Source organism: Nocardia sp. NPDC060259 (assembly GCF_042728775.1).
Lineage (GTDB): Bacteria > Actinomycetota > Actinomycetes > Mycobacteriales > Mycobacteriaceae > Nocardia.
The window spans coordinates 1-22,453 of the sequence record NZ_JBHXAY010000008.1; the positions used below are offsets into that span (position 1 = coordinate 1).

Genomic DNA, 22,453 nt, shown 5'->3' on the forward strand with positions numbered 1-22,453 from the left:
ACCCTGCCCGAGGACGTGGCGGTGCGCGTGCAGGACTCGAACCAGAAGCACCGCTTCATGGTGATGCCCCTGCGCCCCGCCGGCACCGACGGCTGCACGGTCTCCTGCGCGCAGGACTTGTTGGTCCCGATGAAGCCGGTCGGGCCGCGCTTGATCCAGCCGGTCACATACGTGCCGGTGACGACCGCGCCACCCGCGGCGGTGAGCACCCGACCCTGCTCGTTCGGGATGACGCCACGCGCGTCGTCGAACGGCAGATCCTTGGTCGGCACCCCGCGGTAGCCGACCGAGGTGAGCACGACGCCCGCCTCGAGCAGATCGGTGTCGCCGGTCGGCACCGCACTGGTGCGGCCGTCGGCGTCGGTGACCAGCTCGTTGCGCTCGACCCGCACACCCGTCACCGTGTCGGTGCCGAGGATCTCCACCGGCGAGGACAGGTAGCGGAATACGATGCGCCTGCGCTCGCCGAACGGGCGATTCGCGACGCTGTGCAGCAGGCGCAGCTTCTGCTCGATCTTGTACGGCAGCTCGGGGGTGACCTCGGGCAGCTCGCCCTCGATCGCGATGTCGATGTCGGCGGCCAGCAGGCCGACGAACTCGGGCACCGTGAAGGCCGACTCGGCGGGGCCGCGACGACCCAGGATCACGACCTCTTCGATCTTGCTCTCCCGCAACGCCTTCAGCGCGTGGGGCGCGATGTCGGTGCCTGCCAGCGTGGCCGGATCGACGGTCAGGATGCGGGCGACATCGAGGGCGACGTTGCCGTTGCCGACGATCACCACGCGCTTCTGGTTCAGATCGAACCGGTCGTCGACGTGCTCGGGATGGCCGTTGTACCAGGCGACGAAGTCGGTGGCCGACACATTGCCGGACAGACCCTCACCCGGGATGCCCAGCTTGCGATCCGAGGACGCGCCGACGGCGTAGATCACGCCGTGGAAGTGCTCGAGCAGATCGGCGTGGCTGAGGTGCTTGCCGATCTCCACGTCGAGGTAGGTACCGAAGTCCTCCTGCTTCGACATCACGTCGAACAGGTCGGCGACCTGGCGGGTGCGCTTGTGGTCGGGCGCGACGCCGAGCCGGGCCAGACCGTAGGCCTGCGGCAGCCGGTCGAACATGGTGACCGCGACGCCGGGCTGGGTCAGCAGCTCGTCGGCGGCGTACATCGCCGACGGGCCGGAGCCGACGATGGCAACGCGCAGCGGCGAACGCTGGGTGTCGATCGCGGGCGGCATCACGGGCCTGGCCAGGGTCGGCCGGTCGCGCTGGATGCGGTAGAAATCGGCGTTGATCTCGATGAAGGGCTTCTGCTCTTCGGTGAGCTTCTTCGACGAGGTGATGGCGTCGACGGGGCATGCGGTGGCACAGGCGCCACAGTCCACGCAGGCCGCCGGGTCGACGTAGAGCATCTCCGCGGTGCGGAAGTCCGGTTCATCCGGGGTGGGATGAATACAGTTGACCGGGCATGCGTAGACGCACGAGGCGTCGCTACAGCACGACTGGGTGACAACGTAGGGCATGGTCGCTACCGCGTCTCAGGCCGCGTGCTTCGCGGATCGCTTGGGCTCCGAGCGGTACCGGCTCGACGGGCCGTCGATGCCGAGCAGCTTCCACACCTTCTTGGCGACCGGGTTCATCAGGCCGATCTCCTCGGCGAGCGCACGCACGTCGATGAAGTAGTCGGCGAAGACCTGCTTGGCCTCCTTGGAACCGTAGAACAGCTCCTTGCGGACATCGGCAGGCATGTCGAACTGCTTGAAGAAGGTCTTCGGCGGGGTCGCGATGGCGCGGCCGAGGATGAACATGATGATCGGCATGGCGATCGAGAGCACAGCCTTGTTGAGCGCGCGCTGGGCAGGCACGTTCTTCTTCAGGAACTCGTGAGCGAAGGAGATGTGGCGAGCTTCCTCGGCCACGTGGATCGCCATCACGCCGCGCATGATCGGGTGGATGTCGTCGCCCGAGCGCAGGATGTCCTTCTGGATGTGGTCGATCGGCTCCTCGCCGGCCAGCACGGCCATGAAGAACAGGTTCGGCATCAGGGCGCCGACCGGGGCGGCCAGGTGACGCAGCTGACGCACGAGCGGGTTCATGCCCGGCACGTCGGCGACGCGGTTGACCATCTCCTGGAACATCAGAGTGTGGTTGTGCTCTTCGATCATCTCGTGCGAGCAGTACCGGAACTCCGGGTCGTTGTTCTTCAGGTTGAAGATGTGCTGCATCATGCCGATGATCAGGATGGCCTCGAACTGCAGGCCGACCTTGGCGACATTGGCCTGGCGGACCTTGCCGATCTCGATCTTCTTGTCCAGCGGCAGCGCCTGGTACCAGGCGTGGCGGCCGATCGGGTCGGCCGAGGTGACCAGGACCCAGCGCTCGGGCTTGTAGTCCGGGTCGAACTCGGGGTTGTCCCAGTCGATGTCCTCGAACGGGTCGAAGTGGCGGTTGACCGACGCCTCCGACAGCATCAGCAACTTCTCGGCGTACGCCTGAGCCTCCGCGACTACGGGATCGACGTCAGGGGTGGTGGGCGCAGACATCGTCGTCACTGCCTCTCCTCAAGGGACGTTTACTGTTTCCAATAGTTACACCTACGAGGAGTCACGTCAACTCTGCCACCTTCCCGATTTTCCCAGGCCCGGCGTGTCGAAATGCCTGGAGGAAAAGCTACTCACCAGTAAAAATGGTTCTACCTGTGACACTGCGTCATGCACAGTTGTAGGAAGCCGCCGGGCGGGCACGGGAAATTGGTTCGCGCCGAGCGCGCCGTTTCGCCGTATGTACCGCCGGTACCGGCTACCCTGCGCGGACGCGGCGCGGCGGGACAGCACTGTGGGCGCCAGCGAACGGCTCGACAACTCATGCGGCGGCGCGGGCGGGATGTTCGCGTCGGCCGTCGCCACCGCCGCCGATGCCGGTGTCGCTGATGAATCCGCCGGTCACCGCCAGTCCCCGGGCCGCGGCCGTGCCGTCGAGCTCGGCCTCCAGGTTCTCGAGCACAGTCGACGAAGCCCGCGCGCTCCCCGCGTGCTCGGCCCCGCCCGGTTCGGTGCGGCCGCGACCGCACCGAACCCATATCGTTCCACCGGGTGACCCCGGGCAACAGGGGCGCGGGATCTCAGCTCTGCGGCAGATCCGGGATTCGGGTGGCTCTGGCGTAGACCGTCTCGCCCTCGCTCAGATGCAGGGCCGCGGCGTCACCGCGGGTGACCTGCGCGGCGAACTGATCGCCGGTCGCGGCATTGCGCAGTTCGAGGCGCACCTCGAAACCGAGCCGGACGATGCGTTCGACCGTGGCCCTGGTGACGCCCGCGGACTCCGCGGTGCCCTCGTGTTCGGCCATCGCCATGCTCGGATCCCGGCCGACGCGGATGTCGTGCGGGCGCACGAGATGACCGTTGAGCCGGGCCACCGCACCGAGGAACGACATGACGAACTCGTTGGCGGGCCGGTCGTAGACGTCCTCGGGCGAACCGACCTGTTCGATGCGGCCCTTGTTCATCACCGCGATCCGGTCGGCGACGTCGAGCGCCTCCTCCTGGTCGTGGGTGACCAGCACGGTCGTCACGTGGACCTCGTCGTGCAGCCTGCGCAGCCATTTCCGCAGGTCCGTGCGGACCTTGGCGTCGAGGGCGCCGAACGGCTCGTCGAGCAGCAGCACCTGCGGGTCGACGGCGAGCGCGCGCGCCAGAGCCATGCGCTGGCGCTGGCCACCGGAGAGCTGCGCCGGGTAGCGATGCTGGAAACCGTCGAGCCCGACGATGCCGAGCAGCTCGTCGACGCGCTTGTCGATCTCCTTCTTCGGCCGCTTGCGGATGGTCAGGCCGAAGGCGACGTTGTCGCGGACCGTCATGTGCTTGAACGCGGCGTAGTGCTGGAACACGAAGCCGATGTCGCGCTTCTGCGGCGCCACGTGAGTGACGTCGTTGCCCGCGATCGAGACGATGCCCGAGTCCAGCGACTCCAGGCCCGCGATCGAGCGCAGCAGCGTCGACTTGCCCGAGCCGGACGGGCCGAGCAGGGCGGTCAGCTCACCCGAGGTGATGTCGATGCTGACGTCGTCGAGAGCGGCGAAGGAACCGTAGTTCTTGCGCGCGTTGGTCACGGTGATCATTCGGTGCCCCGCTTGCGTTCGAGGAGAGTCATCAGGAGAAGTACCACCAGGGCCATGCCCATCAGCAGGGTGGCCGCGCTGTAGGCGCCGAAGGTGTTGTGGTCGTTGATGTAGCGACCGTGCACCAGCAGGGTCAGCGTCTGCGACTTGCCGGGCAATGCGGTCGAGACCATGATCACCGCGCCGAACTCGCCGAGCGCGCGGGCAACGGTGAGCACGACACCGTAGGTCAGGCCCCAGCGGATGGCGGGCAGGGTGATCCGCCAGAAGGTCTGCCAGCGGGACGCGCCGAGGGTGGCCGCGGCCTGTTCCTGGTCGTCGCCGATCTCGTGCAGCACCGGTTCGACCTCGCGCACCACGAACGGCAGCGTCACGAAGATGGTGGCGATCACCATGCCGGGCAGGCTGAAGATCACCTTGAAGCCGGCCGATTCCAAGCCGCCGAACCAGCCGCCCGCACCCCACAGCAGGATCAGCGAGACACCGACAACCACCGGCGACACCGCGAACGGCAGGTCGACGATGCCCTGCACCAGGCTGCGCCCGGGGAACTTGCTGCGGACCAGCGCCAGCGCCGTCACGACGCCGAAGACCACGTTCAACGGGACGACGATCGCCACGATGAGCATCGACAACTGGAACGCCGAGATCGCCGCGGGCGTGGTGATCGAGTCGAGGAACGCCCCGATCCCCCGCTCGAACGTGCGCCACAAGATGATCACCAGCGGCAGCACGAGCAGCACGAGCAGATAGCCGAGGGCCACCGTGCGCAGCGAGAGCCGCGTGAACAGGGACAGCTTCATCGGGCCGCCTCTTCCTTCCGCGCGGTGCGCTCGGCGAGCAGCCGCAGGACGAGCAGGCTGGCGAAGGAGATGGCCAGCAGTGCCACCGACACCGCGGCCGCGTTGATCGGCCGGTCCACCTCGATCTGCTGCTGGATGTACTGCGAGGTCATCTGCGTCTCGCGCGGGATGTTGCCGCCGATCAGCACGACCGAGCCGTATTCGCCGATCGCCCTGGCGAAGGCGAGACCACCGCCGGAGATGATCGCCGGGGCCAGCGTCGGCAGCACGATGCGGCGGAAGGTGATCCAGTTGCTCGCGCCCAGCGAGAGCGCGGCCTGCTCCACTTCCCTGTCGACCTCGATCAGCACCGGCTGCACCGACCGCACCACGAACGGCAGCGTGACGAAGGCCAGCGCCACCACCAGACCGGGCTGGGTGGCGTTGAGGTGGATGTCGATCGGGCTGTTCGGGCCGTAGAGCGAGAGCAGCACGATCGAGGCGACGATCGTCGGCAGCGCGAACGGCAGATCGATCAGCGCGTTGACGACGCTCTTGCCGGGGAATTCGTCACGCACCAGCACCCAGGCGATCAGCGTGCCCATCACGACGTTGAGCACGGCGACGACCACCGAGACACCGACGGTGATGCGCAAAGAGTCCAGCGCCGCGGGCGCGGTGACCGCGTCCCAGAAGCCGGACCAGCCGTCCTCGAACGAGCTGACGGTCAGCGCCGCCAACGGAAGCAGCACGATGACGCTGAGCCACAGCACGGCGATGGCGATGCCGAGCGGGCCCACCGAGCCGGTCACGCGCAGCCACGACCATCGCGGGCCTCGAAACTTACCGGCGACGCCGGGATCGGGGGTTGTTCCGGTCCCGGCGTGCCCACTGCTGTCAGTCACAGTTGTCCAGTATCGCGTGTGCGCTGGGTCACGACCTACTTGGTGGCCTGGTCGTAGATGACCGCGACCTTGCCGGTGCCCTGTGCGAACAGCTCCTTGTCGACGGCCTTCCAGCCACCGAGGTCATCGATGGTCCACAGCTTGGCCGGGGTCGGGAAGTCGGCGGCGAACTCGGCGGCGACCTTCGGGTCGACCGGACGGAAGCCCGCCTGCGCCCACGCCTTCTGGCCCTCGGGGGTGAACAGGAAGTCACGGAACGCGGTGGCCTTGGCCAGGTTCTTGGAGTTCTTCAGCACCGCGACCGGGTTCTCGATCTTGAAGGTGGTCGGCGGGTTGATGTGCTCGATCGGGTCACCCTTGCGCTCGGAGAAGATGGCCTCGTTCTCGTAGCTCAGCAGCACGTCACCGGTGCCCTGCAGGAAGGTCTCGGTGGCTTCGCGGCCCGACTTGGGCTGCACCTTGACGTGCTCGGGCGAGATCAGCTGCGACAGGTAGTCCAGGCCTGCCTGCTGGTTCTTGCCGCCGTCGCTCTTGGCGGCGTAGGGGGCGAGCAGGTTCCACTTGGCCGAGCCCGAGCTGAACGGGTTCGGGGTGACGACCTCGACACCGGGCTTGAGCAGGTCGTCCCAGTCCTTGATGCCCTTGGGGTTGCCCTTGCGCACGACCAGGGTGACGACCGAGCCGAACGGGATGCCCTTGCTCGCGTCGGCGTTCCAGTTCGACTCCACCAGGCCCGCGTCGACGAGGCGGGTGATGTCGGGCTCGACGGAGAAGTTGACGACGTCGGCCTCGGCGCCGTCCTTGACCTTGCGCGACTGGTCACCGGAGGCGCCGTAGGAGGCCTGGACCTGGACGCCCTTGCCCGCCTCGGTCTTGTTGAACTCGGGCACGACCTTGTCGAAGCCCGGCTTCGGGACGGCGTAGGCGTAGAGATTGAGGGTGCCCCCGCTGCCGTCGGCTCCCGCGGCGCCGTCGGTCGAGTCACTGGCGCCACCGCCGCAGGCGGCCAGGGTGACCGCGGCGACAGCAGTGAGGGCGACAGCGGCGGCGCGGCGGCGCGAGCCGATCCAGGTGTTGCGAGACATCGGGTGAACCTTTCGGAAAGGACCTGCCGGACAACGTCTTTCGTTGCGACAGGATTACGCTCGTCGATCGGTAGACCTGCCGTGCGATGGACACACGGCAGTTGGCGCGACTCGGGCCCATTGACCCCCGGAGTAACGGACTACGACTGCGAAAGGAAAAGCGCGCGCCAGTCTACTGGGCAGAAACGCGCAGACGTGTCCGGTGGCCGATCACCGACAGAGGATGTCCGCGACAGCGAGGTTGCCGACAGCGATCAACGCCAGTTCATGGCGGATCTGCGGGGCGACACTCGATGACACAGGCAGACTGTAGCAGATTGCGACATGATGATTCGAATCGACGAGAGTTCCACACCGAGGGGGGATTTCATCCTATGACCATGGCTCCTGACCGCGTCCGGGTGCGTTTGCCGGAAATCAGCACGCGCGCCTGGGAACACCCCGCCGACCGCACCGCACTCGTGGCGCTGCGCTCGCTGAGCGGCTTCGACACGGTGCTGCGTGCGCTGTCGAGCCTGCTGCGGGAACGTCAGCACCGGCTGATGTACCTCGCGACCGCCGTGCGGGTCGACGACCGCCAGTTCCGCACGCTGCACGAGCTGCGCGCGGACTGTGTCGGAGTGCTCGACGCGCAGATCACACCGGAGATGTATGTCCTGCAGGACCCGTCGGTCAACGCCTTCACCATCGGCATGGACCGGCCGTTCATCGTGCTCACCACCGGCCTGCTCGAACTGATGGACACCGAGGAACTGCGGTTCGTCATCGGCCACGAGCTCGGGCACGCGCTGTCCGGGCACGCGGTGTACCGCACGATGCTCATGCACCTGATGCGGCTGTCGGCCTCGGTCGGCTGGCTGCCGGTCGGCGGCTGGGCGCTGCGGGCGATCGTGGCGGCGCTGATGGAGTGGAGCCGCAAGTCGGAGTTGTCCGGCGACCGGGCCGGGCTGCTGTGCTGCCAGGACGTGGAAGCCTCGGTGCGGGTGCACATGAAGACCGCCGGCGGCGCCTGGCTGCACGAGATGAACCACGGCGCGTTCCTCGACCAGGCCGACGACTACCTGCGCTCGGGTGACCTGCGAGACGGCGTCCTCAAGCTGCTCAACCTGGAACTGCAGTCGCATCCGTTCTCGGTGCTGCGCGCCGCCGAACTGCGCCGCTGGATCCAGTCCGGCGAGTACGAGCGGGTTCTCGGCGGCAGCTACCCGCGCCGCGAGCACGACAAGAACGCGCGGATCAGCGACGAGGTCAAGGAGGCGGCGCGCAGCTACCGCGAGTCCTTCGACCAGTCCGAGGACCTGTTCGTGCGCACCGTGCGTGACCTGGGCAAGGACGTGGGTTCGGCGGTGAACACCGTCGGCCATGAAGTCGGGCGAACGGTCGCCGACCTGGGCAAACGCTTCGACGACTGGCGCAAGAACTAGACCGGAAGCGCCGGCGCGGGCGACTGCTCGCGCCGGTGCGTCACCGGGTGAAGAACCAGGCGATGACGACGAGAACGAGAAGGGCAACCAGGGCGAGCTGAACGCGGGAACGTGGCATCAGCGGGCACCGCTGCCGACGGTCGGGCGCGCGGCGGCGACGGGTACCGGCGCTGCCGCCGTCACCGGCACGGCGGCCGGGATCGACGGCTCGATGCGATCCCCGCGGCCGAGCAGGCGGAAGGCCGCCCGCAGGGCGCGGTCGAGCAGGAAGGCGATGGCGAAGCTGATCGGGACCATGCCGACCAGCACGACGAGGAACTGGGGGATGAAGGGCAGCCCGGCTACCCAGAGTTCGAAGCCGTCCCACCAACCTGCGATGCGTTGCACCCCGACCACACTAGTCGGTGACGGTGAACGGGCGAATCGGCGTGGCTGTGACCGGCGGAACTGCACCGTCGACGCGGCAACGGTGGACGAGAGCGGGCAGCGCGCTGATGATGGGGTATGGAGTCTTCCAGCGCCGACAGCCTGCCGATTCTGAGTCCGGTCTCCTCCAGCGGCCGTCGCGGCGCCTTCCCGCCGATCGACGATTACGCCTTTCTCTCCGATTGCGAGACGAACTGCCTGATCGCCAGCAGCGGCTCGGTGGAGTGGATGTGTGTCCCCCGGCCCGACTCCCCCAGCGTGTTCGGCGCCATCCTCGACCGCAGCGCCGGGCATTTCCGGATCGGGCCCTACGGCAAGCACGTGCCCGCCGCGCGGCGGTACCTGCCGGGCGGGATGATCCTCGAGACGACCTGGCAGACCGAGACCGGCTGGCTGATCGTGCGCGACGCGCTGGTCCTCGGCCCGTGGCACAACAATATGGCCCGTTCCAAGACCCACCGCCGCACCCCGATGGACTGGGACGCCGAGCACATCCTGCTGCGGACGGTGAAATGTGTCAGCGGCACAGTCGAATTGGAGATGAGCTGCCAGCCCTCGTTCGACTATCACCGCGGCGGCGCGCGCTGGGCGTACACCGGCAACGTCTACGAGGAGGTGACGGCGGTGGCGGTGAACAATCCCGAGACTGGGGCGTCCCTGGTGCTCACCACCGACCTGCGCATCGGCCTGGAGGGCCGGGAGGCGCGGGCGCGCACGCGGATGAGCGAGGGCGATTCGGTGTTCGTCGCCCTGTCCTGGTCGGATCTGCCCGCTCCCGCCTCCTTCGACGAGGCGGCGAAGAAGATGTGGACGACCGCCGAATGCTGGCGCCGCTGGATCACTCTCGGTGACTTCCCCGACCATCCGTGGCGCAGCTACCTGCAGCGCAGCGCGCTGACACTGAAGGGCCTCACTTACGCGCCGACCGGCGCGCTGCTGGCCGCCGCCACCACCTCGCTGCCGGAAACCCCCGGCGGAGAGCGCAACTGGGACTACCGCTACACCTGGGTGCGCGACTCCAGTTTCGCGCTGTGGGGTCTGTACACCCTCGGCCTCGACCGCGAGGCCAACGACTTCTTCAACTTCCTCAACGACGCGACCACCGGCGACAACGGTGACGCGCTGCCCCTGCAGGTGCTCTACGGCATCGGCGGCGAACGCCGGATCACCGAGGAGATCCTGCCCAACCTGTCCGGCTACGACAACTCGCGACCGGTGCGTATCGGCAATGCCGCCTACAACCAGGACCAGCACGACATCTGGGGCACCATGCTCGATGCCGTGTACCTGCACGTGAAATCCCTGCAGCAAGTGCCGGAATCACTCTGGCCGATGCTGGAACGGACCGTGAACGCCGCGATCTCGCGCTGGCGCGAACCCGATCGCGGCATCTGGGAGGTGCGCGGCGAGCCACAGCAGTTCACCTCCTCGAAGGTGATGTGCTGGGTCGCCCTCGACCGCGGCGCCCGGCTGGCCCAGCTGCACGGCCAGTTCGAACGGGCCTACGAGTGGTTCGACATCGCCGAGGAGATCCGCGAGGACGTCCTCGCCAACGGCGTCGACGAGGACGGCGTGTTCACCCAGACCTACGGCAGCCGCACCCTCGACGCGTCGCTGCTGCTGGTGGTGCTGACCCGGTTCCTGCCCCCGGACGACTACCGCGTGAAGGCGACCGTGCTCGCCATCGCCGACCGGCTCACCGTGCACGGCCTGGTACTGCGCTACGACACCGACACCACCGACGACGGGCTCACCGGTGAGGAGGGCACCTTCACCATCTGCTCGTTCTGGCTGGTGTCGGCGCTGGTGGAGATCGGCGAACTCGAACGCGCCACCCAGCTGTGCGAGCGGCTGCTCGGCCTGGCCAGCCCGCTGCGCCTCTACGCCGAGGAGATCGACCCGCACACCGGCAGGCACCTGGGCAACTTCCCGCAGGCGTTCACCCATCTGGCGCTGATCAACGCGGTGACCCACGTGATCAGGGCGGAGGACTCCCGCCAGGCCGGTCAGTTCCAGCCTGCGCACACGCCGTCGAACCGGCCTGCCTGAGCGTCAGTAGGTGAGACGTTCGGCGCGTTCCCGTAGCCCGGCCAGCGTGCGCAGGCCCGCGTCGATCTCGGTGATGCGCAGTTCACGGTGGTCGCCGTAGCGCAGGCCGGTCTCCTCGGCGGCGCGCAACGCCTCCTCGGCGGTGCGGCCCACCTCGGCGGCGATCTCGGTGTAGTGGTCACGCAGCACCCGCTGCAGGGTGCGCAGGCGGTTGCGGGATTCCTTGCCCACCTGGAAGATCACGTCGTCGGCCAGCCGGGCCACGGCCACCTTGGCCTCGGACTGCCTGCGCTGCTTGCGGTTGCGGCGGTCGTCCCACAGCGCGTTCACACCCAGCAGCACGCCCGCGCCCGCGGAATACCAGTTGACCAGCGACATTCCGAGCAGGCTCGTGGCCAGACCGACCATCAGGATGCCGCCGTAGGAACCGCGCAGCGCCGAGAGCGCCTGCTGTCCGACACTGGATTTCGCGCTTTCGAGGGTCTCCAGCGGCTGCACCGGATCGAGCACGTCGCCGGGGTTGGTCAGGCGCAGCTCGGGCAGCGGCGGGGTGCGGTTGTCGGGCGGGAACTTCGTGGCCACCTGCTCGGCGAGTTCGACGGCGCGGTAGTGCGCCATCACGAAGTTCTCCTCGACGGCCTCGCAGATCCGCGCGTCGAGCTCGGTGGCGAAATCGGACCACTTGCGCGCCGGATCGGTGCGGGCGATCTCGGCCTCGGCCTCCCGGACCAGGGTGCGTAGTCGATGCCGCAGATCGTGTTCGATGTCGGCGCTCAGCTCGGAGCTGCCGTCGACGAGGGTGACCTGCCAGGTGGCGGTGCGCTGACGCAGCTGATCGGCCTCGGCGCGGGCGGCCGCGAGTCGCTGGGTGATCTCGGCACGCCTGCGCGGATCGCGCAGGGTCTCGGCCTCGGCCCGCAGGGTGACGCCGAGCTGATCGGTGACCAGGGCAATATCGCGCACCGCGGCGGCCACGGCGACCGAATCGGCCTGGGCGACAACATAGTCGTGCAGGTGATCGATGAGCTGGGGTATCCCGGACTCGATGTCGCGCTGCTGGTCGCCGGTCTCCTCGGCCTGCCGGTGCAGCAGCGCCGAGACCGGGGCGACCGCGAAATTCAGTCCGGCGCCGTCGAGCAGCGCGCGGTTGCGCCGCTGGGTCAGCGACCAGTGCGGGTTGCGGTCGATCTTGGTGAGCACACACACCACCGACGGGCACACCTGCTCGACCCGGCGCAGGTAGTCCAGCTGCGCCTCGGTCAGTTCGGCGGCGGCGTCGGCGGCGTAGAGCACCACGTCGGCGGCGGCGATCATCGACCAGGCCGCGCTCTCGTGGGTGGCGGCGCCGGGGGCGTCCATCACCACGAGGCCGTCGGCCAGCAGCGGGCTCGGCTCGGCGAACTCCGCGCGCAGGACGCCGAGGGCGGTCAGCGCGGGGCCGGGGTTCAGCGGGTCGACGGGCACCCGCTCGACGCGGCCGCGCTGGGCCGACTTCACCAGCGTCGCGGCCGGCGCGGGCCCGTACTCGACGATCACCGGGACGCTCGGCTTGCCGTCGGTGGCGCTGACCGGGGTGCCGACCATGCTGTTGACCAGCGTGCTCATCCCGGCCTGCGGTTCACCGACGACGACAAGGCGAACCCTGGTGTCGCTGAGCCTGGCTCGCACCATCCCGAGCCGCGCGTCGAGGTCGTCCCGGCCGCCGCTGCGGACCAGTTCCCGCAATTCGTCGACAAGGGACACGACCGGAGCCATCACATCCGGATGCTTCACCGTCGCAGCCTGCAGTCCGGCAGCGGCAGACAACCTGTTCCTCACTCTCGTTTCAGGTGCCCGGCCGAGACTGGGACCACGTCATTTGGTCAGACGACCTGGTCGTCAGATGACGAAGTCATACCCATGGTGTTCGGCGGGAAACACGGCACCCGAAAGATCAGCGCCGCCAACCCCGGAATCGAACAGTCCGGCCGACACGCCATGGTAGCTGTCGGGCTGGTGATCGAAGTCGGCGGCGATCGGCTTCGTGTCGATGACCGGCGGTTTCACCGGAGCCACGGTCGGCTGCACGGTCACCACCGGCGGCGGGGTGACCACGGTCGGCGGATCGATGTCGACGGTCGGCTGCTTGGTCGGCATCGTCGGCTGCTGGGTCGGCGCGGTCGGCTGCTGGGTGGGCACCGTCGCCGTCGGCTGCGAGCCGGTGGGGTCGGGCACGTCGACGGTCGGCGTGCTCGGGTTGGTCGAGGGCGCCGTGACACCGCCGGTCGTGCCCGGCTTGGTGGTGTCGATGCCGTCGTCCGGGACGGTCGGCTTGGTGCCGCTGTTCCCCGCGGTCGGCGGCACGGTGACCTGGGGCTGCTTGGTGATCTCCGGCATGGTGGGAGCCGTTGTCGGCTTGGGCAGATCGGGCAGCTTCACCGTCGTCGGGGTGTCGAGATCGACCGTCGGCTGCTTGGACGGCACCGTCACCGGAACCGTCGACGGGGAGCTGCCACCGGTGACATCCGGCACCACAACGGGTTTGGTCGGCGCGAACAGCGCGGGCACCGAGGCGGCGGGCGCGGTCAGCGGCGAGGCGGCGCCTGCACCGCCGAAGACGTTGGCGATCGGCGTGGACGCGGCATCGGGCTGGATGGTCGTCTGCAGCGGTGTGCTGACCACCGGGCTGGTGGCGACCGGCGCGGGCGCGACGGGCGCGACCGGAGCCGGGGCGGGTGCGATCGGCGCGGGTGCCGGGGCAGGCGCGGTCACGGGGGTCTGGGCCAGCGCGGGCGCCGGGGCAGGCGCGGGTGCCACGCCTGACGGCGCGGTGGTCGTGCCGGGCAGGCCGACACCGGAGGACGAGGAACCGGGCAGGCTGGGGCCGGTGGGCGAGGTCATGCCGCCACCCGTCGCGCCGCCGGTGGTGTCGCCGGGAACCTTCAGGCCGTCGCCGAGCCACTTGCCGTAGTCGTCGAGCTGATCGCCGACCTGGCCGACCTGGCCGGTGACCTTCATCTGCGAGGTGAACCACACTCCGTCGAGGCCGACGTGCGCGTCGACCTGCCATTCGGTGTTCACCATGGCACCGATGCCGTCGAACATGTCGCCGATGCCGTCGAACGGCCCGTCGGCGGGCGGCGAACCGGCCGCACCGCCGGCGCCGGGCAGAGCGCCGGGTCCGCCGGGCAGGCCGATGCCGTCGAAGCCGGGGATACCGACACCGTTGCCGGGCAGGCCGTCGAAGCCGGGGATGCCGATGCCATGGCCGGGCAGGCCGAAGCCAGGCGAGTTCGGCAGGCCGAGCTGGTTGTCCTCGTCGTCGCCGAAGCCGGACTGGACGGGTGCGTAGCCGGGGAGTCCGAAGCCGGACGAGTGGTCGCCGACGCCGGGGATGCGGATGTCGGTGTCGCCGTCGGAGCCGGGAATCTCTGGGCGCCACTCGGATTCGGTGGATCGGGCGACCATCGAGACGTCAGGCGCGGCAGGCGCGGCAGGCGGGTGCGCGGCGAACGGTGCGTGCGGCGCCACGGGCGCGGGCAGATCCGCGAGATCGGGGAACGTCACGACCGGGCTCGGCGCGTCCGGGCTCGGATCGGAAGAAACCTTCGATGACCAGCCCGCGTAGCGGCTGTCGGCGTTGCTGTCGGCGTTGCTGGTGTCGGTGCCGTTCGCGGCGACCAAGGCGCCACCGGTGACGTAGGCGCCCGCCCGGGCTACGCGGGCGACACCGTTGGCGACGCGGTAGGCGGTATCGGTCCCTTCTGCGCGCGCGGCACCGTCATCGAAACCCAGATCACGCGTCATCAATGCTCCAACACTCGCATCACTGTCGGCCCCCCACCACGGTCGAGGCGAAGTGAAGATCATCCAACACTATTTCCGGAACACCGAACTGTCATTTCGACCAGAACGGTTGGTACCACCTTATGGCGAGCAACGTATTTCGGCGACCCGGTGGAATCGGGGGGTCGCGATCCCAAGAGAACTCTAACGATTGCTCAACGGAGCGTGAAGATCGGCTGCTTAGCGTCGGTTTCGCCGGTCGAGCCGACCGGCCGAAATCCCCACCGGAGGAGTCGAAGACCATGACCGTCATCACCCAACGCCGCCGCGCCCGCGCCGTCGCCCTCGTCGGCGGCTTCGCGCTGCTGACCGGGACCATCGCCGGCGTCGCAGGCGCCGCGACCGCCGATCCCGCCGTGACCAGGGAGATCGGGCCCGAGCGGACGCTGATCATCTGCTCCGCGCCCGGCGCACCCGGCGTGCCCGCGCTGCCGCTGCTGCCGAACGGGGTGGCACCGGGACCGCGCATCCACCTCGAGCACTTCGAGGGCGAGCCCGCCACACCGCTGCCCGCACTGCCCGCGCGGCCGGGTGAACCGAGCGTCGAGCTGCCGGGCGACTGCGAGCGCGCCGAGCACGGCGACGCGCCGGGTGGCGTCGTGGTGATTCGTCCGCCGCACGTGCGCTGACCAGGAGAAACGATGGATCGCACTAGGGTGGGCGGATGACCGGACAGCAGATCTTGGTCGTCGACGACGAGGTCAGGGTGCTGGCGTCGCTGCGGCGCGGCCTCGAACTCTCGGGCTTCGACGTCGTCACCGCCGGTGACGGCGCCCGCGCGCTCGCCCTGGTGCGCTCCGCCGCGCCCGACGCCATGGTCCTCGACGTGAACATGCCCGAGCTCGACGGCGTCGGCGTGGTCACCGCCCTGCGGGCGATGGGCAACGACATCCCCATCTGCGTGCTCAGCGCCCGGAGCGCGGTGAGCGATCGGATCGCGGCGCTCGAGCGCGGCGCCGACGACTACCTCACCAAACCGTTCGACCTGGGCGAGCTGGTCGCCCGGCTGCGCGCGCTGCTGCGCCGCAGTGCCGCAACCGCTGTGCCGCAGGGCAAGACGGTGCGGGTGGGCGAGGTGGACATCGATCTGGCAGGCCATCGGGTGCACGCCGGTGGGCGACAGGTCGAGCTCACCAAACGCGAGTTCGAGCTGCTGGCGATGCTCGCCGACAATGTGGGCATCGTGCTCGGGCGCGAGCAGATCCTGTCCGCCGTCTGGGGTTACGACTTCGCCACCGACACGAACGTCGTCGACGTGTTCGTCTCCTATCTGCGGCGCAAGCTCGAGACCGACGGCGTCGCGCGGGTCGTGCACACGGTGCGCGGCGTCGGATTCGTCCTGCGCGAGCGCCCGTGAGCACCGGGTCGTGGTCGCTGCGGATGCGGGTGGCCGTGGTGTCGGCGGTGGTGGCCGCGCTGGTCGCGATCACCCTCGGCCTCACCTACGCGGCGCTGCTGAAGGTGGCGGGCACCCGGCAGCTCGATCAGACGGTGTCGACGATGCACGTCCAGGTGGCCGAACGCCTCGACGGTGTTCCCGCCCTGCCGATTCCGGTGCCGACGGATATACGCCCGTTCCCCGATGCCACCGCGCTGCCAGGGCCGCCGATGGCCGTGCCGACCGACCCCGCGCTGGCTCGGGTCCAGGGCGCGCCCGGCCTGCTGGTCCGGCTGAATCCCGATCGCGACCTGGTCGGCGCCGCGATCACCCGCAGCCAGCTGATCGGCCTCGGCATCGGCGTCGCCGGTGTGCTGGTGGCCGCCGGATTGGGTTGGGTGCTGGCCGGTTTCGCCGCGCGACCGTTGCGCAGGCTGGCCACCGCAACCCACGAGATCGACACCCTCGACGAACTCCCGCCACTGTCCGGCCGCGGCGCCAGGGAAGCCGAGGAACTCTCCGACGCGATCACCCGGATGCTGGCGCGGCTAGAGACCGCGCACGGCGAGACCAGACAGGCACTGGCAGGCGCCCGCGATTTCGCCGCGGTCTGCGCGCACGAACTGCGCACCCCGCTCACGGCGATGCGCACCGACCTGCAGGTCCTCGCCGGTGATGATCTCCCCGCCGACCAGCGCGGCGCCGTCCTCGCCGACGTGCTGGCCGCCGAACGCCAGATCGAGCGCACGCTCACCGATCTCGAGCGTCTCGCCGTCGGCGAGCTGACCGACACGGACGCGTTCGAACCGTTCGAGCTGTGCGAAACCCTCGACCGCGCCGTCCAGAACGCCCGGCGCGCGCAACCCGGCGTCGATATCACGCTGAGCGCCTGCGACCCGGTCCCGATGACCGGCCTGCCCGGCGGCATCATGCTGATCGTCACCAACGCTGTCGCCAACGCGGTCGCGCACGGCAATGCCACCGAGATCGCGGTGGCGGCGAGCACCGGCGCCGACGGGATCGAGATCACCATCGACGACAACGGCGCGGGCATACCGGAACACCTGTCCCCTACCGCCTTCGATCGTTTCGCCAAACGACCGGGCTCCCCCGGTTCGGGTCTGGGTCTGGCCCTGGTCCGTCAGCAGGCCGAATTGCACGGTGGCACCGCCGAACTCACCGAAAGCCCGCTCGGCGGGACGCGCCTGCTGGTGCGCGTCACCGCCGAGCCGGGGTGAGTGCTACTTGCCCTTGGGCTTGTCCGACGCCGCGTCCGAGGACAGCGCGGCCACGAAGGCCTCCTGCGGCACGTCGACCCGGCCGATGGTCTTCATGCGCTTCTTGCCTTCCTTCTGCTTCTCGAGCAGCTTGCGCTTACGGCTGATGTCACCGCCGTAGCACTTGGCGAGCACGTCCTTGCGGATCGCCCTGATGTTCTCGCGCGCGATGATCTTCGAGCCGATCGCGGCCTGGATGGGCACCTCGAACTGCTGACGCGGGATGAGTTCGCGCAGCTTGGTGGTCATCTTGTTGCCGTAGGCCTGCGCGGCGTCCTTGTGCACGATGGCGCTGAACGCGTCGACAGCCTCGCCCTGGAGCAGGATGTCGACCTTCACCAGCGCGGCCGACTGCTCGCCCGCCTCCTCGTAATCGAGCGAGGCGTAACCGCGCGTACGCGACTTGAGCGAGTCGAAGAAGTCGAAGATGATCTCGGCCATCGGCAGCGTGTAGCGCATTTCCACGCGCGTCTCCGACAGGTAGTCCATGCCGAGCAGCTCGCCGCGGCGGCTCTGGCACAGCTCCATGATGGTGCCGACGAACTCGCTCGGCGCGATCACGGTGCACTTGGTCACCGGTTCGAAGGTCTGGCGCACCTTGCCCTCGGGCCAGAACGACGGGTTGGTGACGATGTGCTCGGCGCCGTCTTCCATCACGACCCGGTAGATCACGTTGGGCGCGGTGGAGATCAGGTCGAGCCCGAACTCGCGCTGCAGGCGCTCGCGGGTGATCTCCATGTGCAGCAGACCGAGGAAGCCGCAGCGGAAACCGAAGCCGAGCGCCACCGAGGTCTCCGGCACGTAGGTCAGCGCCGCGTCGTTGAGCTGCAGCTTGTCCAGCGCATCGCGCAGATCCGGGTAGTCGGAGCCGTCGACCGGGTACAGGCCCGAGTAGACCATCGGGCGCGGTTCCTGGTAGCCGGCCAGTGCCGAGGTGGCGCCGTCGCGGGCCGTGGTGACGGTGTCACCGACCTTGGACTGACGTACGTCCTTCACACCGGTGATCAGGTACCCCACCTCGCCGACACCGAGGCCCTGGGTGGGCTTGGGCTCGGGCGAGACGATGCCGATCTCGAGCAGCTCGTGCTGCGCGCCGGTGGACATCATCTTGATCTTCTGGCGCGGGGTCAGCTTGCCGTCGACCACACGCACGTAGGTGACCACGCCGCGGTAGGTGTCGTAGACCGAGTCGAAGATCAGGGCGCGTGCCGGGGCGTCGGCGTCACCGACCGGCGGCGGCACCTCGGCGATCACCTTGTTCAGCAGCTCGGCCACACCGACGCCGGTCTTGCCCGACACCCGCAGCACGTCGTCGGGCTCGCAGCCGACGATGTGGGCGATCTCGGCGGCGTAGCGGTCCGGGTCGGCGGCGGGCAGGTCGATCTTGTTGAGCACCGGGATGATCGTCAGATCCTTCTCCAGCGCCAGGTACAGGTTCGCCAGCGTCTGCGCCTCGATGCCCTGGGCGGCGTCGACCAGCAGGATCGCGCCCTCACAGGCCTCGAGCGCGCGCGACACCTCGTAGGTGAAGTCGACGTGGCCCGGGGTGTCGATCATGTGCAGGACATAGTCCTCGCCGTCGACATTCCACGGCAAGCGCACGTTCTGCGCCTTGATCGTGATGCCGCGCTCGCGCTCGATGTCCATCCGGTCCAGGTACTGGGCGCGCATCGCCCGCTCCTCGACCACACCGGTGAGCTGCAGCATCCGATCGGCCAGGGTCGACTTGCCGTGGTCGATGTGCGCGATGATGCAGAAGTTCCGGATCCGGGACGGATCGGTGAACGTCGTATCGGCAAAACTGGAAGCCACTCCACTCCTCGAGGGGTATCGGCGAACTGCGTCTATCGTCCCATGGGCCGAATCGCCCCCCTGTCACCGGTGCACCGAAGCGCGAGTCACCGTTATATTTCAGGGATGGCCAGCAGTTGGAACACTCTCGGCAAGCAACTCGGCGTCATCGCCAAGGAGCAGGGACCGAAGATCGTGCGCAAGCAGGGGCCGCGGCTGCTAGAGAAGCTGGTGGCGGCACTGGCGGCCAAGCCGGAACCCGCCGTCGCGGTCCGCCCGACCGCGTCGACGCCGGTCCCCACCGCCCACCGGGCCCGGCAGATCGTCTACTGCCCGCAGCTCGACGGCCGTGCCGATCCGGGCGAGATCGTGTGGACCTGGGTGCCCTACGAGGAGGACCCGTCCAACGGCAAGGACCGGCCGGTGCTGGTCGTCGGGCGCGATCGCAAGACCCTGCTCGGACTGATGCTGTCGTCCAAAGCCGAACGCGCGCACGACCGCAACTGGGTCGGGATCGGCTCCGGCCCGTGGGACCACGACGGACGCCCCAGCTGGGTGCGGCTGGACCGGGTGCTCGACGTGCCGGAGGACGGCATCCGGCGCGAAGGCGCCATCGTCGAGCGCAAGACCTTCGACCTGGTCGCCCACCGGCTCGTCGCCGAATACAGCTGGAGCTGAACACAACAGGAAGCCCCGGTCCAGCCCGTGCCGGATCGGGGTTTCGTCGTTCGGTGACCGCTAGCTCAGCACGTCCCTGGACCGTCCGAAGATCAACCCGTAGATCAGCGCCCCCAGCGCGCCGCCTGCCAGCGGGAACACGACGAACACCCACACCTGCCCCATCGCCCCGTCCTGGTAGGGCGCCACCGCCAGACTGCGCACCGGGTTCACCGAGGTGTTGTCGATCGGCAGCGAGACCAGGTAGATCACCGTGAGGGTGACACCGATCGACAGCCCGGCCAGCGGGACATCGGAGATCTGGTCGGTGGAGGCCAGCACCACGAACACCAGCAGCGCGGTCAGCATCACCTCGATGATGATCGTCGCCGCGAGGCCGTAACCGTTCTGGACGACGACCTCACCGAGCGGACCGCGCACCGCCGAGGGGCTGTGCGCGCCCCAGCCGTTGGCGCCGAGCCCGTCGACCGAGCGGTCGTAGGCGGGCAAATTCTTGGCCAGGGCGAACAGCACGAGCCCGGCCAGGAAGCCGCCGATCAACTGGGCGATCACATACCCGGCGGCGCCGACGGCCGAGATCCGGCCGAGCAGCAGCTGTCCGAGCGTGACCGCCGGGTTGACGTGGCATCCCGAGATCGGCCCGATCGCGTAGACGAGGAACAGCAGCGCGAGGCCGAACGCGAAGGCGACGCCGAGCGAACCGACCCGGTCGCCTGCCAGCACCAGCGTGCCGACGCCACAGATCACCAGGATGAAGGTGCCGAGTCCTTCGGCGGCCCACTTCTTCGGCTCGGATACGACCTCGGGTTCGACGAGTTCCTGTGCAGTGGGCATCGGCCACCACCTCTCCGGGAGGAATCATCCCCGCGGCGAGCGGGGTCCGCACGAGCGAACTGGACATTACGCCAGGCGGGTGACCTCCACAACGACCTCCAGGTCGGTCGAGCCACCGCCGGAGAAAACCCCTTTCAGCGGTGGCACATCCGCGTAATCGCGGCCGACCCCGACCGAGACGTGCTGCTCGTTGACGGCCAGATTGTTGGTCGGGTCATAGCCCCACCACTGCCCGGTCCAGGCCTCCACCCAGGCATGCGACTGCCCCGCCACCGTCTCGCCGATCCCAGCGCCCGGCTTCGGATGCAGATAGCCGGAGACGTACCGGCTGGGAATTCCCATGCTGCGCAACAACACCAGCGTCAGATGCGCGTAGTCCTGGCAGACGCCACGCCGCTCGGCGAAGGCCTCCACCGCCGAGGTGTGCACCGAGGTCGTGCCCGCGATGTAGTCCATCTCCTTGTGCACCCACTCGGCGGCGCGCACCACCGCCTTGGCGGGCTCCTCCCCGCGGGCGAGCTGGCGGGCGACGGTCGCGAGCTTGCGGTCACGCGGCACATAGGCGGTGGGACCGAGCATTTCGTCGAAGCGATCGACCATCCGTCCGCCGCGCAGTTCGTCCCAGGTCAGTTCCTCGGCCGGCTCGGCGAACGGCTCGGTCTCCACCACCGACGACCCGGTCACCTCCAGTTCGGTGTGCGGCGCGTGCAGATCGAACGCGGTGACCGCGGTGCCCCAGTAGTCGGTGTAGCGATACGACCTGGTGGCGGGCACGGTTTCGACGCGATTGAGGATCACGTTCTGCCTGCTGTCCGCGCGCGGGGTCAGCCTGGCCTCGTTGAACGACCGCGTCACCGGCGCGGCGTAGACATAACCGGTGGTGTGCACCACCCTGATCCGCCAGCTCACAGCTCCCCCTCCACCTGCACACGCCCGTCGGAGCTGCTGCGCACATCGGTCCACGCCACCCACGGTGCGGCATGGAAGTACTGGCGGGACACGGCCTCGCTCACCTCGCGGCACGATTTCTGCAGCGCGAGCAGCCGGTTCTGCAGGTCCTCCAGCAGCACACCGGGCGGCAGGAATTCGAGTTCGCTGCGGGCCCGGCCCAGCACGCGCTGTGCCTCGTGCCGCGCGCCGACGCGACTGCCCGGTCGCTGGTCGAGCTCGGTCAGGCAGGCCTCGGCGACGCGCAGCGTGTGGAACACCGAGCGCGGGAAAAGCCGGTCGATCAGGATGAATTCGGCGACCCTCGCCGCGTCGAGTGCACCGCGGTGGGTGCGCAGATAGGTGTCGTGGGCGCCCGCCGAGCGCAGCACCGTCACCCAGGCGGGCGAGGAGGTGCGGTCGCCTGCGCGCGAGAGCAGCAGGCGCACCATCATGTCCACCCGTTCGATGGACCGGCCGAGCAGCAAGAACCGGTAGCCGTCGTCGCGCGAGAGCGTCGAGTCGGTCAGTCCGGTGAACATCGCGGCCCGGTCCTTGATGTAGGAGAAGAACTCGTGCGGGCCGAGGCCGCGCGCCGCCTTCTCCGCCGCCGCCAGCCCGTTGTAGGTGGCGTTGAGGCATTCCCACATCTCACTGGAGGTGACTTCGCGTGCGCCACGGGCGTTTTCGCGGGCCTTGCCGATCGAGTCGCTGATCGAGACGCCGTGGTCGTGGCTGAACGCGACGAGGTCGGTCACCGACCACACATCTAGGCGCAGGCCGTCGGGCGGTTCGATGCCGAGCACCTTCAGCAGCACGCGAGAGGTGCGGTCGGCGTCGACGGTGGCGTCTTCGAGCAGCTGGTGCACGGCGACGTCGAGGATGCGCGCGGTGTCGTCGGCGCGCTCGACGTATCGGCCGATCCAGAAGAGGGATTCGGCGTTACGAGCAAGCATGT

Annotated in this window: 20 protein-coding genes and 1 pseudogene; 6 read left to right on the forward strand and 15 right to left on the reverse strand. The window is 68.8% G+C overall.

The genetic code is table 11. The annotated features are described in order from the left end of the window. Positions 1-92: 92 nt before the first annotated feature. From ACFWF2_RS05715 to ACFWF2_RS05750, 8 genes and pseudogenes are all read right to left on the reverse strand, one after another. A pseudogene (locus tag ACFWF2_RS05715) lies at positions 93-1,520 on the reverse strand (FAD-dependent oxidoreductase); the annotation flags it as partial. Between the two features lie 15 nt (positions 1,521-1,535). Next, complete coding sequence (locus ACFWF2_RS05720; RefSeq protein ID WP_379304979.1) at positions 1,536-2,549, reverse strand: diiron oxygenase; 1,014 nt, start codon at positions 2,547-2,549, stop codon at positions 1,536-1,538. A gap of 310 nt (positions 2,550-2,859) precedes the next feature. Then, positions 2,860-3,000: a hypothetical protein gene (locus ACFWF2_RS05725; protein WP_379304981.1), complete on the reverse strand. Its 141-nt coding sequence runs from the start codon at positions 2,998-3,000 to the stop codon at positions 2,860-2,862. Between the two features lie 118 nt (positions 3,001-3,118). Further along, positions 3,119-4,114 (reverse strand): sulfate/molybdate ABC transporter ATP-binding protein, encoded by a 996-nt coding sequence (locus ACFWF2_RS05730; protein WP_379304983.1) that lies wholly within the window; start codon positions 4,112-4,114, stop codon positions 3,119-3,121. Next, complete coding sequence (cysW, locus tag ACFWF2_RS05735) at positions 4,111-4,917, reverse strand: sulfate ABC transporter permease subunit CysW (RefSeq protein ID WP_379304985.1); 807 nt, start codon at positions 4,915-4,917, stop codon at positions 4,111-4,113. Before cysW ends, ACFWF2_RS05730 begins: the two co-directional genes overlap by 4 nt. Continuing rightward, the gene (cysT, locus tag ACFWF2_RS05740) at positions 4,914-5,714 is read right to left on the reverse strand and encodes a sulfate ABC transporter permease subunit CysT (protein WP_379305165.1); all 801 of its coding nucleotides are present in this window, start codon (positions 5,712-5,714) and stop codon (positions 4,914-4,916) included. Before cysT ends, cysW begins: the two co-directional genes overlap by 4 nt. A gap of 122 nt (positions 5,715-5,836) precedes the next feature. Then, positions 5,837-6,886 carry a sulfate ABC transporter substrate-binding protein gene (locus ACFWF2_RS05745; RefSeq protein WP_379304987.1) on the reverse strand — a complete coding sequence of 350 codons (1,050 nt, stop codon included), beginning with the start codon at positions 6,884-6,886 and terminating at the stop codon, positions 5,837-5,839. A 210-nt stretch (positions 6,887-7,096) separates the two neighbouring features. Further along, on the reverse strand, positions 7,097-7,186 hold the full coding sequence (locus ACFWF2_RS05750) for an Ms4533A family Cys-rich leader peptide (protein ID WP_019045829.1): 90 nt from the start codon (positions 7,184-7,186) through the stop codon (positions 7,097-7,099). A gap of 74 nt (positions 7,187-7,260) precedes the next feature. Here ACFWF2_RS05750 and ACFWF2_RS05755 point away from each other — a divergent pair, with 74 nt between their 5' ends. Then, positions 7,261-8,310 (forward strand): M48 family metallopeptidase, encoded by a 1,050-nt coding sequence (locus tag ACFWF2_RS05755; RefSeq protein ID WP_379304989.1) that lies wholly within the window; start codon positions 7,261-7,263, stop codon positions 8,308-8,310. 117 nt (positions 8,311-8,427) lie between these two features. On the opposite strand, the gene ACFWF2_RS05760 is transcribed toward ACFWF2_RS05755, so the two are convergent. Further along, the gene (locus ACFWF2_RS05760; protein ID WP_379304991.1) at positions 8,428-8,697 is read right to left on the reverse strand and encodes a hypothetical protein; all 270 of its coding nucleotides are present in this window, start codon (positions 8,695-8,697) and stop codon (positions 8,428-8,430) included. Between the two features lie 117 nt (positions 8,698-8,814). On the opposite strand from ACFWF2_RS05760, the gene ACFWF2_RS05765 reads away from it, so the two are divergent. Continuing rightward, on the forward strand, positions 8,815-10,785 hold the full coding sequence (locus tag ACFWF2_RS05765; protein WP_379304993.1) for a glycoside hydrolase family 15 protein: 1,971 nt from the start codon (positions 8,815-8,817) through the stop codon (positions 10,783-10,785). Between the two features lie 3 nt (positions 10,786-10,788). Here the strand turns inward: ACFWF2_RS05765 and ACFWF2_RS05770 are convergent, their stop codons facing one another. Together ACFWF2_RS05770 and ACFWF2_RS05775 are read right to left on the reverse strand one after the other, a co-directional pair. Continuing rightward, on the reverse strand, positions 10,789-12,558 hold the full coding sequence (locus ACFWF2_RS05770; protein WP_379304995.1) for a hypothetical protein: 1,770 nt from the start codon (positions 12,556-12,558) through the stop codon (positions 10,789-10,791). A gap of 105 nt (positions 12,559-12,663) precedes the next feature. Next, a complete protein-coding gene (locus ACFWF2_RS05775; protein ID WP_379304997.1) occupies positions 12,664-14,571 on the reverse strand; it encodes a hypothetical protein in 1,908 nt (635 codons plus the stop codon). Between the two features lie 281 nt (positions 14,572-14,852). Between ACFWF2_RS05775 and ACFWF2_RS05780 the strand changes: the two genes are divergently transcribed. Genes ACFWF2_RS05780 through ACFWF2_RS05790 form a run of 3 tightly spaced genes read left to right on the forward strand, consistent with a single transcriptional unit; the run spans position 14,853 to position 17,226 of the window. Beyond that, the gene (locus tag ACFWF2_RS05780) at positions 14,853-15,239 is read left to right on the forward strand and encodes a hypothetical protein (protein WP_379304999.1); all 387 of its coding nucleotides are present in this window, start codon (positions 14,853-14,855) and stop codon (positions 15,237-15,239) included. Between the two features lie 35 nt (positions 15,240-15,274). Next, entirely contained in the window at positions 15,275-15,967 is a 693-nt protein-coding gene (locus ACFWF2_RS05785; RefSeq protein ID WP_379305001.1) for a response regulator transcription factor, read from the forward strand. Then, the gene (locus tag ACFWF2_RS05790; RefSeq protein ID WP_379305003.1) at positions 15,964-17,226 is read left to right on the forward strand and encodes an ATP-binding protein; all 1,263 of its coding nucleotides are present in this window, start codon (positions 15,964-15,966) and stop codon (positions 17,224-17,226) included. The genes ACFWF2_RS05785 and ACFWF2_RS05790 overlap by 4 nt, the downstream gene beginning before the upstream one ends. 3 nt (positions 17,227-17,229) lie before the next feature. On the opposite strand, the gene lepA is transcribed toward ACFWF2_RS05790, so the two are convergent. Next, positions 17,230-19,077 carry a translation elongation factor 4 gene (lepA, locus tag ACFWF2_RS05795; protein WP_379305005.1) on the reverse strand — a complete coding sequence of 616 codons (1,848 nt, stop codon included), beginning with the start codon at positions 19,075-19,077 and terminating at the stop codon, positions 17,230-17,232. Between the two features lie 105 nt (positions 19,078-19,182). Between lepA and ACFWF2_RS05800 the strand changes: the two genes are divergently transcribed. After that, positions 19,183-19,734, forward strand: a complete 552-nt coding sequence (locus ACFWF2_RS05800) for a type II toxin-antitoxin system PemK/MazF family toxin (protein ID WP_379305007.1) — start codon at positions 19,183-19,185, stop codon at positions 19,732-19,734. Positions 19,735-19,794: 60 nt separating this feature from the next. Here the strand turns inward: ACFWF2_RS05800 and ACFWF2_RS05805 are convergent, their stop codons facing one another. From ACFWF2_RS05805 to ACFWF2_RS05815, 3 genes are all read right to left on the reverse strand, one after another. Beyond that, positions 19,795-20,568 carry an aquaporin gene (locus tag ACFWF2_RS05805; protein WP_379305009.1) on the reverse strand — a complete coding sequence of 258 codons (774 nt, stop codon included), beginning with the start codon at positions 20,566-20,568 and terminating at the stop codon, positions 19,795-19,797. 66 nt (positions 20,569-20,634) lie between these two features. Further along, entirely contained in the window at positions 20,635-21,477 is an 843-nt protein-coding gene (locus tag ACFWF2_RS05810) for a transglutaminase domain-containing protein (protein ID WP_379305011.1), read from the reverse strand. Continuing rightward, complete coding sequence (locus ACFWF2_RS05815; RefSeq protein ID WP_379305013.1) at positions 21,474-22,451, reverse strand: alpha-E domain-containing protein; 978 nt, start codon at positions 22,449-22,451, stop codon at positions 21,474-21,476. Before ACFWF2_RS05815 ends, ACFWF2_RS05810 begins: the two co-directional genes overlap by 4 nt. Positions 22,452-22,453 lie beyond the last annotated feature (2 nt).